This is a genomic window from Salmonella sp. SAL03688, from assembly GCF_046551895.1.
GTDB classification, from domain to species: domain Bacteria; phylum Pseudomonadota; class Gammaproteobacteria; order Enterobacterales; family Enterobacteriaceae; genus Salmonella; species Salmonella enterica.
Window position 1 is genome coordinate 42400 of record NZ_JBGDVI010000027.1, and the last position, 13829, is coordinate 56228.

General features: G+C 51.0%; 14 protein-coding genes. 11 read left to right on the plus strand and 3 right to left on the minus strand.

From position 1 onward, the window contains the following. Positions 1–22 precede the first annotated feature (22 nt). Positions 23–259, plus strand: a complete 237-nt coding sequence (locus ACLJR2_RS21045; RefSeq protein WP_000089142.1) for an excisionase — start codon at positions 23–25, stop codon at positions 257–259. Then, complete coding sequence (locus ACLJR2_RS21050) at positions 249–1391, plus strand: site-specific integrase (RefSeq protein WP_000741325.1); 1143 nt, start codon at positions 249–251, stop codon at positions 1389–1391. Before ACLJR2_RS21045 ends, ACLJR2_RS21050 begins: the two co-directional genes overlap by 11 nt. Before the next feature lie 113 nt (positions 1392–1504). On the opposite strand, the gene icd is transcribed toward ACLJR2_RS21050, so the two are convergent. After that, complete coding sequence (icd, locus tag ACLJR2_RS21055) at positions 1505–2755, minus strand: NADP-dependent isocitrate dehydrogenase (RefSeq protein WP_000444507.1); 1251 nt, start codon at positions 2753–2755, stop codon at positions 1505–1507. Between the two features lie 171 nt (positions 2756–2926). Here icd and rluE point away from each other — a divergent pair, with 171 nt between their 5' ends. The 9 genes from rluE (at position 2927) to roxA (ending at position 11116) form a co-directional block, all read left to right on the plus strand. Then, entirely contained in the window at positions 2927–3592 is a 666-nt protein-coding gene (gene rluE / locus ACLJR2_RS21060; protein ID WP_001249415.1) for a 23S rRNA pseudouridine(2457) synthase RluE, read from the plus strand. Further along, positions 3589–3918, plus strand: a complete 330-nt coding sequence (locus tag ACLJR2_RS21065) for a lysozyme inhibitor LprI family protein (RefSeq protein ID WP_000825956.1) — start codon at positions 3589–3591, stop codon at positions 3916–3918. The genes rluE and ACLJR2_RS21065 overlap by 4 nt, the downstream gene beginning before the upstream one ends. 11 nt (positions 3919–3929) lie before the next feature. Beyond that, positions 3930–4391: an NUDIX hydrolase gene (locus ACLJR2_RS21070; RefSeq protein ID WP_000476064.1), complete on the plus strand. Its 462-nt coding sequence runs from the start codon at positions 3930–3932 to the stop codon at positions 4389–4391. A gap of 53 nt (positions 4392–4444) precedes the next feature. Then, a complete protein-coding gene (gene mnmA, locus ACLJR2_RS21075; RefSeq protein WP_000004540.1) occupies positions 4445–5551 on the plus strand; it encodes a tRNA 2-thiouridine(34) synthase MnmA in 1107 nt (368 codons plus the stop codon). Between the two features lie 86 nt (positions 5552–5637). Next, positions 5638–6279: a high frequency lysogenization protein HflD gene (gene hflD / locus ACLJR2_RS21080; protein ID WP_001519653.1), complete on the plus strand. Its 642-nt coding sequence runs from the start codon at positions 5638–5640 to the stop codon at positions 6277–6279. Positions 6280–6282: 3 nt separating this feature from the next. Then, the gene (gene purB, locus ACLJR2_RS21085) at positions 6283–7653 is read left to right on the plus strand and encodes an adenylosuccinate lyase (RefSeq protein ID WP_000423758.1); all 1371 of its coding nucleotides are present in this window, start codon (positions 6283–6285) and stop codon (positions 7651–7653) included. Between the two features lie 126 nt (positions 7654–7779). Then, positions 7780–8451, plus strand: coding sequence for a two-component system response regulator PhoP (gene phoP / locus ACLJR2_RS21090; protein ID WP_001537766.1), 672 nt, complete (start codon positions 7780–7782; stop codon positions 8449–8451). Further along, complete coding sequence (gene phoQ, locus ACLJR2_RS21095; protein WP_001031687.1) at positions 8451–9914, plus strand: two-component system sensor histidine kinase PhoQ; 1464 nt, start codon at positions 8451–8453, stop codon at positions 9912–9914. The genes phoP and phoQ overlap by 1 nt, the downstream gene beginning before the upstream one ends. Before the next feature lie 80 nt (positions 9915–9994). After that, the gene (roxA, locus tag ACLJR2_RS21100) at positions 9995–11116 is read left to right on the plus strand and encodes a [50S ribosomal protein L16]-arginine 3-hydroxylase (protein ID WP_000456514.1); all 1122 of its coding nucleotides are present in this window, start codon (positions 9995–9997) and stop codon (positions 11114–11116) included. Between the two features lie 39 nt (positions 11117–11155). Here the strand turns inward: roxA and ACLJR2_RS21105 are convergent, their stop codons facing one another. Then, entirely contained in the window at positions 11156–12490 is a 1335-nt protein-coding gene (locus ACLJR2_RS21105; protein ID WP_000944533.1) for a tetratricopeptide repeat protein, read from the minus strand. A 3-nt stretch (positions 12491–12493) separates the two neighbouring features. Continuing rightward, positions 12494–13723, minus strand: coding sequence for a peptidase T (gene pepT, locus ACLJR2_RS21110; RefSeq protein WP_000359422.1), 1230 nt, complete (start codon positions 13721–13723; stop codon positions 12494–12496). Positions 13724–13829: the final 106 nt, after the last annotated feature.

Sequence of the window (13829 nt, forward strand, 5' to 3'; positions counted from 1 at the left end):
CGGGCTTTGTGGAGAAAAATAAATGTCACGAATGATCTCCTTACTCGACTGGGCCAATGAGGAGTTCGGAGCGCAAGCACCAAGTGAGCGTATCCTTAAGAAATACGCTAAAGGCAAAATGATGATACCTCCAGCTGTTAAAGTAGGTCGTTACTGGATGGTAGACCGTAATGCTCGATTTGTTGGTACGCTTGCCGAACCGAAAATTCCGGCAAACGCCAGTCCAAGATTACAACGGATTATTGCAGATGGCTGCTAGACCACGTTCTCACAAAATTTCAATTCCGAATCTATACTGCAAGCTAGATAAGCGGACGGGCAAGATTTATTGGCAATATAAACATCCTGTTTCAGGACGCTTTCACAGCTTGGGTACTGATGAAGTGGAAGCTAAAAAGGTTGCATCCGAAGCGAACACGATCATTGCAGAACAAAGAACCAGGCAGGTTCTTAGTGTTAACGACCGTCTTGCCAGAATGAAAGGCAGAAGAACGGACATTACTGTCACTGAGTGGATTGATAAGTATATTGAAATTCAGGACGAACGGTTAAAACACCGTGAACTCAGACCTAATTCTTATCGACAGAAAGCAAAACCAGTCAGGTTATTTCGCGAACATTGCGGTATGCAATATTTGAAAGATATTTCCGCATTGGATATCTCTGAGATAACGGATGCAGTTAAGGCTGAAGGCCATAATCGTATGGCGCAAGTTGTTCGCATGGTTTTGATTGATGTATTCAAAGAAGCGCAACATAACGGTCATGTCCCTCCAGGCTATAACCCTGCCCTGGCGACCAAGCAGCCGAGAAACAGAGTCACTCGTCAGCGTCTTTCTCTGGAAGAGTGGAAAACTATTTATGAAGCTGCCGAAAAGCAAGAACCGTACCTCCAGTGTGGAATGTTGCTCGCGATAATAACAGGTCAGCGTTTGGGCGATATCTGTAACATGAAGTTTAAAGACATATGGGACGATATGCTCCATGTCGAACAGGAAAAAACAGGATCGCGTTTAGCGATACCATTGGACTTGAAATGTGAAGCCCTGGGTTTAACTCTTCGGGACGTTGTATCTAAATGCCGGGATGCAGTCATCAGTAAATATCTTGTGCATTTCAGACATACCACCTCACAAGCAAACCGCGGTGATCAGGTTTCAACCAGTTCTTTAACTTCAACATTCAAAAAAGCACGTGACAGAAGTGGACTGAAATGGGATAAGGGATCCCCACCCACTTTTCACGAACAGAGATCATTATCAGAACGCTTGTACAGAGAACAAGGTGTCGACACGCAAAAATTACTCGGCCATAAATCAAGAAAAATGACAGACAAATATAATGATGACAGAGGAAAAGATTGGGTGATCGTCAACACAAAAACAGGGTGAAATCATAAGGGTTTTGGGGAAACGTTTTGGGGAAAGTTTTGGGGAAGAATTTTAAGAAGGTAATAAAAACGGGAACCCTTCGGCTCCCGTTCTTGTTTAACCCAAAAACTGGATTACATGTTTTCGATGATCGCGTCACCAAACTCTGAACATTTCAGCAGCTTAGCGCCGTCCATCAGACGTTCGAAGTCATAGGTCACGGTCTTCGCGGCAATCGCGCCTTCCATACCTTTAACAATCAGGTCTGCGGCTTCGAACCACTGCATGTGGCGCAGCATCATCTCCGCAGACAGAATAATGGAGCCTGGGTTGACTTTATCCTGGCCCGCATATTTCGGCGCAGTCCCGTGAGTCGCTTCAAACAACGCGCATTCGTCGCCGATATTCGCACCCGGTGCAATACCGATACCGCCAACCTGAGCCGCCAGGGCATCGGAAATATAGTCACCGTTCAGGTTCATACAGGCGATAACGTCGTATTCCGCCGGACGCAACAGGATCTGTTGCAGGAACGCATCGGCGATAACGTCTTTAACCACGATCTCTTTACCCGTGTTCGGGTTCTTAATTTTCAGCCACGGACCGCCGTCAATAAGCTCACCGCCGAACTCGTCGCGCGCCAACTGGTAGCCCCAGTCTTTAAACGCGCCTTCGGTGAACTTCATGATATTGCCTTTATGTACCAGCGTGACGGAATCGCGATCGTTGGTAATAGCGTATTCAATCGCCGCGCGAACCAGACGTTTAGTGCCTTCTTCAGAACACGGTTTGATACCGATACCGCAGTGCTCCGGGAAGCGAATTTTCTTCACGCCCATCTCTTCGCGCAGGAACTTGATCACTTTCTCAGCGTCTGCAGAGTCAGCTTTCCATTCAATTCCGGCGTAGATGTCTTCAGAGTTTTCACGGAAGATGACCATATCGGTCAGCTCCGGATGTTTCACCGGACTTGGCGTGCCCTGATAGTAGCGAACGGGACGCAGACAAACGTACAGGTCAAGCTCCTGACGCAGGGCAACGTTCAGAGAGCGAATACCGCCGCCAACCGGCGTGGTCAACGGACCTTTAATCGCTACGCGGTAATCACGAATTAAATCAAGGGTTTCAGCGGGAAGCCAGACATCCTGGCCGTAAACCTGTGTGGATTTTTCTCCGGTGTAAATTTCCATCCAGGAAATTTTACGCTCGCCTTTATAGGCTTTCTCGACGGCGGCATCGACCACTTTAAGCATGGCTGGAGTGACATCAACACCGATACCATCGCCTTCAATAAACGGGATAATCGGATTCTCAGGAACGTTGAGTTTGCCGTTTTGCAGGGTGATCTTCTTACCTTCCACCGGAACAACTACTTTGCTTTCCATTCACCTCTCCTTCGAGCGCTTCTGGTTTGCTCGTCTGTCATCGCGCTGCATGTGCAATGGCGTCCTGCTGCACGACTGCGTTAGAGCAATTTTTTGTTAATGTTTTGTAATGAGCATGTCAATACTACCCTATTGTTTGCCGCCATGAAAGACACTCATTATTGCGCTATAATGCGGCAATTAATAAGTTCTGAAAACACCATGCAAAAAACTTCTTTTAGAAATCACTACGTTAAGCGATTCAGCTCACGACAAGCATCTAAATCACGGAAAGAAAACCAGCCAAAACGCGTGGTTTTGTTCAATAAACCTTACGATGTGTTGCCGCAGTTCACGGATGAAGCAGGTCGCCGCACGTTAAAAGATTTTATTCCTGTGCAAGGCGTATATGCCGCAGGCCGCCTGGACCGCGACAGCGAAGGGCTTTTGGTGCTGACTAATGACGGCGCGCTGCAGGCGCGCCTCACGCAACCGGGCAAACGCACCGGCAAGATTTACTATGTTCAGGTAGAAGGTATCCCGGATAATGAAGCGCTACAGGCGCTTCGTACTGGCGTCACGCTCAACGATGGCCCTACCCTGCCCGCCGGTATTGAGATTGTCGCGGAGCCTGACTGGCTGTGGCCGCGCACCCCGCCGATTCGCGAACGGAAGAATATTCCCACCAGTTGGCTAAAAGTCACCTTATATGAAGGCCGCAACCGCCAGGTAAGACGCATGACAGCGCATGTCGGTCATCCCACTCTACGATTAATTCGTTACAGCATGGGCGACTACACGCTCAACGGCCTCGATAATGGACAGTGGCGCGAGATCGCACAGGAGAAAGACAGATGAAACGGCTTCTCATTGCTTTTGCTTTATTAACACCGTTATCCGTTAATGCGGCCAGCTTCGACTGCCAGAAAGCGCAGGCTGCGGATGAAAAGGCTATCTGCGCGCACCTGACGCTGAATGATAAAGACGTGGAAATGCACACCAAATATCAGTTTCTGAAAGGGTTGTTCGCGATGGGCAGTCGCGGCGCCCTGCAGGACGCCCAGCAGAGCTGGCTTAAACAGCGTCAGCAGTGCAAGGCCGACGTCACCTGCCTGACAAAAGCTTATAACGAGCGTCTGAAACAGCTTGACGCGATCTATGACCACATTGATAAACCGCTTTAATAAGGATGCCTATGTTCAAGCCGCACGTGACCGTTGCCTGCATCGTACATGCCGAAGATAAATTTCTGGTGGTGGAAGAGACCATCAACGGTAAATCGTTATGGAATCAACCTGCCGGACACCTGGAGGCAGATGAAACGCTGGCGCAGGCCGCCGCGCGTGAACTGTGGGAAGAGACTGGCATCACGGCGCAACCACAGTATTTTATCCGTATGCATCAGTGGATTGCGCCGGATAAGACCCCGTTCCTGCGCTTTTTATTCGCTATCAAGCTTGATCATATTTGCGCGACCGCCCCCCATGACAACGACATAGATTGCTGCCGTTGGGTGAGCGCCGACGAGATTCTGAACGCGCCGAATTTACGTTCTCCGCTGGTGGCTGAAAGCATTCGCAGTTATCAAACGGGACAACGTTACCCCTTATCTATAGTGGGCGAATTTAACTGGCCGTTTACAGAGGGTGTCAAGTAAAGGGCTGCGTGATAGAATACGCCGCCTTGAAGTTCAATGTCGCGAGTATTCCAATGTCAGAAAGCCCAAAAAAAGTGATCGTCGGCATGTCCGGCGGTGTCGATTCCTCCGTTTCCGCCTGGCTGTTGCAACAACAGGGTTATCAGGTAGAAGGCCTGTTCATGAAGAACTGGGAAGAGGACGATGGTGAGGAATACTGTACCGCGGCAGCCGATCTGGCTGACGCGCAGGCCGTGTGCGACAAGCTTGGCATTGAACTGCATACCGTTAATTTTGCCGCAGAATATTGGGATAACGTCTTTGAACTGTTCCTTGAAGAGTACAAAGCGGGCCGTACGCCGAACCCGGATATTCTGTGCAATAAAGAGATCAAATTTAAAGCCTTCCTTGAATTTGCCGCAGAAGATTTAGGCGCCGACTATATCGCCACCGGTCACTACGTCCGCCGCGCGGATGTAAACGGCAAAAGCCGGTTGTTGCGCGGGCTCGACGGCAACAAAGATCAGAGCTACTTCCTCTATACGCTTGGCCATGAGCAGATTGCGCAAAGTCTGTTCCCGGTTGGCGAGCTGGAAAAACCGCAGGTGCGTAAAATCGCCGAAGATCTGGGGCTGGTAACCGCCAAGAAAAAAGATTCTACCGGTATCTGCTTTATCGGCGAGCGCAAATTCCGCGACTTTTTAGGGCGCTATCTGCCTGCGCAGCCGGGGAAAATCATTACCGTTGACGGCGATGAAATCGGCGAGCATCAGGGTCTGATGTATCATACGCTCGGTCAGCGTAAAGGGCTGGGAATCGGCGGCACCAAAGACGGTAGCGAAGACCCCTGGTATGTGGTGGATAAAGACGTTGAAAACAATGTGTTAATTGTCGCCCAGGGGCATGAGCACCCACGCCTGATGTCGGTAGGCCTCATCGCCCAGCAGCTACATTGGGTCGATCGCGAACCGTTCACCGGCACCCTGCGCTGTACGGTAAAAACCCGCTACCGCCAGACCGATATTCCGTGCACGATTAACGCGCTGGATGACGATCGTATCGAGGTCATTTTTGACGAGCCGGTTGCCGCCGTTACGCCGGGCCAGTCCGCTGTCTTTTACAGCGGCGAAGTCTGCCTGGGCGGCGGCATTATCGAGCAGCGACTGCCGCTGACGGTCTGATTATTCAATACACAACACCATTCAAGTCGCCTCAAAGCGGCTTAAAAGATGAAGTGTATTTTATTTGATACAAGGAAGCAGTGATTGTGGCAAAGAATTATTATGACATCACCCTCGCGCTGTCTGGCATTTGCCAGTCGGCACGCCTGGTGCAACAACTGGCGCACCAGGGGCACTGTGATGCCGACGCGTTGCACGTTTCACTCAACAGTGTCATTGATATGAATCCCAGTTCTACTCTGGGCGTGTTCGGCGGCAGCGAAGCTAACCTGCGTCTTGGTCTGGAAACACTGCTCGGCGTGCTGAATGCCAGCAGCCGACAAGGACTTAACGCCGAACTGACGCGTTATACGCTTAGCCTGATGGTGCTGGAGCGCAAGCTGTCATCCGCCAAAGGCGCATTGAATACGTTAGGCGATCGCATTAACGGCCTGCAGCGCCAGCTTGATCATTTTGATTTACAGTCAGACACGTTAATGAGCGCCATGGCGGGCATCTACGTGGATGTGATTAGCCCATTGGGCCCGCGCATTCAGGTGACGGGCTCCCCGGCCGTTCTGCAAAGTCCGCAGGTGCAGGCCAAAGTCCGCGCCTCGCTACTGGCAGGCATCCGTGCAGCCGTGCTCTGGCATCAGGTAGGCGGTGGTCGCCTACAGCTTATGTTTTCTCGTCATCGCCTGACGACTCAGGCAAAACAAATTCTTGCTCATTTAACCCCGGAGTTATGATCTATGGAATTATCCTCACTGACCGCCGTTTCCCCTGTCGATGGACGCTACGGCGATAAAGTCAGCGCGCTGCGCGGAATTTTTAGCGAATACGGTTTGCTGAAATTTCGTGTACAAGTCGAAGTACGTTGGCTGCAGAAATTAGCCGCGCACGCAGCGATCAAGGAAGTTCCTGCTTTTGCTGCCGACGCAAACGGTTACCTGGATACGCTTGTGGCAAACTTCAATGAAGAAGATGCCGCGCGCATTAAAACCATTGAGCGCACCACGAATCACGATGTGAAAGCGGTTGAGTATTTTCTGAAAGAAAAAGTCGCCGCGATCCCGGCGCTACATGACGTTTCCGAATTTATCCACTTTGCCTGCACTTCTGAGGACATTAACAACCTGTCGCACGCGTTAATGCTCAAAGCCGCGCGCGATGAAGTGATCCTGCCTTACTGGCGTCAGGTGATTAACGCGGTTAAAGATCTCGCCACGCAGTATCGCGACATTCCTCTGCTCTCCCGCACCCACGGCCAGCCGGCAACACCTTCCACTCTGGGTAAAGAGATGGCGAACGTGGCGTATCGGATGGAGCGTCAGTTCCGCCAGCTCAACCAGGTGGAGATCCTCGGTAAAATTAACGGCGCCGTAGGCAACTATAACGCGCATATCGCCGCCTATCCGGAAGTTGACTGGCATCAGTTCAGCGAAGAGTTCGTCACCTCGCTGGGCATCCAGTGGAACCCTTACACCACCCAGATTGAACCACATGATTATATTGCGGAACTGTTTGACTGTATCGCGCGCTTTAACACCATCCTGATCGATTTCGATCGCGATGTCTGGGGCTATATTGCGTTGAACCATTTCAAACAGAAAACCATCGCCGGGGAGATCGGTTCTTCTACCATGCCGCATAAAGTTAACCCCATTGACTTTGAAAACTCAGAAGGCAACCTCGGTCTGTCTAATGCAGTGTTGCACCATCTGGCAAACAAACTGCCGGTTTCCCGCTGGCAGCGCGATCTGACCGACTCAACCGTCCTGCGTAACCTGGGTGTCGGCATCGGCTATGCGCTTATCGCTTATCAGTCCACCCTGAAGGGCGTCAGCAAGCTGGAAGTAAACCGCGATCATCTGCTTGACGAACTGGATCACAACTGGGAAGTATTAGCCGAACCGATCCAGACCGTCATGCGCCGCTATGGTATTGAAAAACCATATGAAAAACTGAAAGAGTTGACCCGTGGCAAGCGTGTTGATGCCGAAGGAATGAAACAGTTTATTGATAGTCTGGCCCTGCCGGAAGCAGAAAAAACGCGCCTTAAAGCCATGACGCCGGCAAATTATATCGGTCGCGCTGTGACTCTGGTCGACGAACTTAAATAATGCCTGCCTCACCCTCTTTTCTTCAGAAAGAGGGTGACTATTTGTCTGGTTTATTAACTGTTTATCCCCAAAGCACCATAATCAACGCTAGACTGTTCTTATTGTTAACACAAGGGAGAAGAGATGATGCGCGTACTGGTTGTAGAGGATAATGCATTATTACGCCACCACCTGAAGGTTCAGCTCCAGGATTCAGGTCACCAGGTCGATGCCGCAGAAGATGCCAGGGAAGCTGATTACTACCTTAATGAACACCTTCCGGATATCGCTATTGTCGATTTAGGTCTGCCGGATGAAGACGGCCTTTCCTTGATACGCCGCTGGCGCAGCAGTGATGTTTCACTGCCGGTTCTGGTGTTAACCGCGCGCGAAGGCTGGCAGGATAAAGTCGAGGTTCTCAGCTCCGGGGCCGATGACTACGTAACGAAGCCATTCCACATCGAAGAGGTAATGGCGCGTATGCAGGCGTTAATGCGCCGTAATAGCGGTCTGGCCTCCCAGGTGATCAACATCCCGCCTTTCCAGGTGGATCTCTCACGTCGGGAATTATCCGTCAATGAAGAGGTCATCAAACTCACGGCGTTCGAATACACCATTATGGAAACGCTTATCCGTAACAACGGTAAAGTGGTCAGCAAGGATTCGCTGATGCTTCAACTGTATCCGGATGCGGAACTGCGGGAAAGTCATACCATTGATGTTCTCATGGGGCGTCTGCGGAAAAAAATACAGGCCCAGTATCCGCACGATGTCATTACCACCGTACGCGGACAAGGATATCTTTTTGAATTGCGCTAATGAATAAATTTGCTCGCCATTTTCTGCCGCTGTCGCTGCGGGTTCGTTTTTTGCTGGCGACAGCCGGCGTCGTGCTGGTGCTTTCTTTGGCATATGGCATAGTGGCGCTGGTCGGCTATAGCGTAAGTTTTGATAAAACCACCTTTCGTTTGCTGCGCGGCGAAAGCAACCTGTTTTATACCCTCGCCAAATGGGAAAATAATAAAATCAGCGTTGAGCTGCCTGAAAATCTGGACATGCAAAGCCCGACCATGACGCTGATTTACGATGAAACGGGCAAATTATTATGGACGCAGCGCAACATTCCCTGGCTGATTAAAAGCATTCAACCGGAATGGTTAAAAACGAACGGCTTCCATGAAATTGAAACCAACGTAGACGCCACCAGCACGCTGTTGAGCGAAGACCATTCCGCGCAGGAAAAACTCAAAGAAGTACGTGAAGATGACGATGATGCCGAGATGACCCACTCGGTAGCGGTAAATATTTATCCTGCCACGGCGCGGATGCCGCAGTTAACCATCGTGGTGGTCGATACCATTCCGATAGAACTAAAACGCTCCTATATGGTGTGGAGCTGGTTCGTATACGTGCTGGCCGCCAATTTACTGTTAGTCATTCCTTTACTGTGGATCGCCGCCTGGTGGAGCTTACGCCCTATCGAGGCGCTGGCGCGGGAAGTCCGCGAGCTTGAAGATCATCACCGCGAAATGCTCAATCCGGAGACGACGCGTGAGCTGACCAGCCTTGTGCGCAACCTTAATCAACTGCTCAAAAGCGAGCGTGAACGTTATAACAAATACCGCACGACCCTGACTGACCTGACGCACAGTTTAAAAACGCCGCTCGCGGTTTTGCAGAGTACGTTACGCTCTTTACGCAACGAAAAGATGAGCGTCAGCAAAGCTGAACCGGTGATGCTGGAACAGATCAGCCGGATTTCCCAGCAGATCGGCTATTATCTGCATCGCGCCAGTATGCGCGGTAGCGGCGTGTTGTTAAGCCGCGAACTGCATCCCGTCGCGCCGTTGTTAGATAACCTGATTTCTGCGCTAAATAAAGTTTATCAGCGTAAAGGGGTGAATATCAGTATGGATATTTCACCAGAAATCAGTTTTGTCGGCGAGCAAAACGACTTTGTCGAAGTGATGGGCAACGTACTGGACAACGCTTGTAAATATTGTCTGGAGTTTGTCGAGATTTCGGCTCGCCAGACCGACGATCATTTGCATATTTTCGTCGAAGATGACGGCCCAGGCATTCCCCACAGCAAACGTTCCCTGGTGTTTGATCGCGGTCAGCGCGCCGATACCCTACGACCAGGACAAGGCGTGGGGCTGGCTGTCGCGCGCGAGATTACGGAACAATACGCCGGGCAAATCATTGCCAGCGACAGTCTGCTCGGCGGTGCCCGTATGGAGGTCGTTTTTGGCCGACAGCATCCCACACAGAAAGAGGAATAAACATTTCTGTGCGTTCTTCCACGCATCTCGTTAAGCATCCGTTATAATCGGTGTCAGATACCAGCCTGCGGATACTTAACATGGAATACCAATTAACTCTTAACTGGCCCGACTTTCTTGAACGCCACTGGCAAAAACGCCCGGTGGTCTTAAAACGTGGGTTTAGCAACTTTATCGATCCGCTCTCGCCGGATGAGCTGGCGGGGCTGGCGATGGAAAGCGAAATCGACAGTCGTCTCGTTAGCCATCAGGATGGCAAATGGCAGGTCAGCCATGGCCCTTTCGAAAGCTACGATCATCTGGGTGAGAGCAACTGGTCGCTGCTGGTACAGGCGGTAAACCACTGGCACGAACCCACCGCCGCCTTGATGCGCCCGTTCCGCGCTCTGCCGGACTGGCGTATCGACGATCTGATGATCTCCTTTTCCGTTCCCGGCGGCGGCGTTGGCCCGCATCTGGATCAGTATGATGTGTTTATTATCCAGGGAACCGGTCGCCGTCGCTGGCGCGTGGGCGAAAAGCTGCAAATGCGTCAGCACTGCCCACATCCCGACCTGTTACAAGTCGATCCGTTCGAGGCCATTATTGATGAAGAGCTGGAGCCGGGCGACATTCTGTATATTCCTCCAGGATTCCCGCATGAAGGCTATGCGCTGGAAAACGCCATGAACTATTCGGTCGGTTTTCGCGCGCCCAATAGCCGTGAGCTGATCAGCGGTTTTGCCGATTACGTCCTGCAACGGGAGTTGGGCAATACATACTACAGCGATCCGGATATGCCGTCCCGCAAGCATCCGGCGGATATCCTGCCGCAGGAGATGGATAAACTGCGTAATATGATGCTCGATTTGATCAATCAACCCGCGCATTTCCAACAGTGGCTTGGCGAGTTTCTCTCTCAGTCACGCCACGAACTGGATATTGCGCCGCCGGAACCGCCGTATCAGCCGGATGAAATTTACGATGCCTTAAAGCAAGGCGAGGTATTAGTACGTCTCGGCGGGCTTCGCGTATTGCGTATCGGCGATGAGGTCTATGCGAATGGCGAAAAAATAGACTCTCCGCATCGCCCCGCTCTGGAGGCGCTCGCCAGTCATATTGCACTGACCGCTGAAAACTTCGGCGATGCGCTGGAAGACCCGTCCTTCCTCGCTATGCTGGCGGCACTGGTAAATAGCGGGTACTGGTTTTTCGAAGGATAAGAACATCGCAATGCCCGGCGACCGCCGGGCTGACGCAAACTATCCACAACGATCGCCGCCAGGTTTGGCGAAATCGTTATATTGCGGATCGCCCGGATAAATCGAGTGGGCCATTCGATGGCGAAATGACATTTGCCGATAGCGCCGCGCCAGTACGTTATCTCCAAGACCTTCGGCAATATTAGCCAGTTGCTGTAATCGTTCATACTGCATCTTTGCTGGATAAGCTACGGCATCAAGCGTAAAGGCGCGTTCCGCAAAGTCTTTTGCTTGTTCAAACTGTTGATTATTCTTATAAAGCAGCGAAATACCATACAACACCATTGATACGTCAGACTGCCGACGTTTATATTCTTCCAGCAATGGGAGATAGGGGGAGGTACTGTCCAGGTCGATGTTTTCGGGCAAATAAAAGCGTAATCGTGATATTACCGTCGCCATTGGCGTTAAACGGCTCTGGTAATACGCGATAAGTTTAAGGTAGAGATCTTTCGCTTCCTTATAATGATGGCCCTGTGCATAAAAGCCAGCAAGATTATTGCTGTCAACCGTCATTTCGCCGAATTCGGCGCCATAAAGCGTTTGCTTAATTTTTAGCGCCTGACTTAGCGCATTAATCGCCTCGCTAATATGTCCTGCATTATAAGCAATATCCGCTTTCTGCTGCAAAAAAAAGGCGACGCGCTCACGATTATCCCAGGTTTTATCCCGTAAAATAACGCCCAACCACTGCCGCTCCGTTGCGTCTATCTTCGCCAAATAATAGGCTTTACGCGCACTATCACATTCGACATCCCGCTCTTCCAGCGCATCAGAATAAGCGTCGCGCATCCTGTTTAAGGTATAAACCAATGCCTCCGTCGATGCCTTTTTGTCTTTAAGACGCCACGTTAATGCCTGCTCTTGCCAGGCTATTCGCTGACGGTAATCAACCTTGATCTCGTATCGCCACTGCTCTGTAGATGAATACTCTATATGGCGATCGTCACTGTAAACATTAAAGGCCGCAAGGTGTTCAAACATATCGGCCCGATCGCCCGGATAAGTGCCCGCCGGAAATATTTTCATGATTGCCCGCGCTCGCAGCAGCATTTGCGGCGTTAATTCAGGTTTACCCAGCCATTGATAAATATCGCTTTGTAATAGCAGGCTACGAACAAGCTGTATTGAGCGTTTGCCATATTGCCGCGAGGCCAGCCTCACCGCATCATCAATAAACGTCATGCAGGTTTCATCGCCGGTCATAAAACATGCTGCAGATTGTTGCTGGCGCTGGGACCAGGAAGGCGGATATTCGGCGCTCCAGGCAGAAAAATTTATGGCGGAAAATATCCCGCCATAAATAATAAAACGCTTCACCACAATGCGTAACATTCGCTACTGGCCGCGCTTCGCCGTCAGCTCCGCGATACGTACAATCACCTGTACCGCTTTTTCCATCCCCTCCAGCGTCACAAACTCATGTTTACCATGATAGTTATATCCGCCGGTAAAGAGATTAGGACACGGCAGGCCCATAAACGACAGTTGCGCCCCGTCTGTACCGCCGCGAATTGGTTTCATCTCCGGCGTAATATGACAGTCACGCATGGCCTGCTGGGCGATATCGAGAATATGCGGATGCTCAACCACTTTTTCGCGCATATTGTAATAACTGTCTTCAATCACCAGTTCGATATAGCAGTCCGGATGCAGCCCCTTACCGACTTTTTTGGCAATCTCCATCATTTTGCGTTTACGCGCTTCAAACTGCTTACGGTCGAAATCGCGAATGATGTAGTGCATTTCGGCCCGGTCAACGGTGCCTTTCATGCTGGCCAGATGATAAAACCCTTCGTAACCTTCGGTGGTTTCAGGCGCTTCATCCGCCGGCACTTCCGCGTGAATCCTCGCCGCCAACGACAGCGCATTGACCATCACGCCTTTCGCCGTACCAGGATGCACGTTATTGCCGACGATTTTGATATTCACCGAGGCGGCATTGAAGTTTTCAAACTCCAGTTCTCCCACGCCGCCGCCGTCGACCGTATATGCCCACTGCGCGCCAAAGGCCTCAACATCGAAGTGCTTCGCGCCTTTCCCTACCTCTTCGTCAGGCGTAAACGCCACTTTAATGTCGCCGTGGGGAATAGGATTACCTTTCAGCACCGCCAGCGCGGTCATGATCTCCGCAACGCCGGCTTTATCGTCCGCGCCCAGCAATGTCTTACCATCGGTAGTAATCAGCGTCTGTCCCAGTAATTGATGCAGTACCGGGAACATCACGGGTGACAACACCTCCTCGCCAATCCCTAATGCTATATCGCCGCCGCGATAATTCTCGACAATCTGCGGGTTAACGTTTTTACCGCTGAAATCCGGAGAGGTATCCACATGGGAGATAAAACCAATGGCGGGAATATCCCCCTCAACATTGGCCGGGAGCGTCGCCATCAACGTCCCTTTTTCACTTAATGTAATGTTAACCAGCCCCATCTCTTCGAGCTGCTGTTTGAGCAAACGTAGTAACTTCCACTGCCCCTCAGTGCTGGGAACCTGCCGAACACCCGACTTTGATTGGGTATCCAGCGATACGTAGTGTAAAAAACGCTCAAGTAGTTTATCCATGCAGTCACTGACCCGTCCTGAATAGCGTTGACACGTTCCAGACTTAAATCCGGAGAACGTGATGATGACTGAGTTCAAACGCACCCAACGCGATTATCCTCTATCC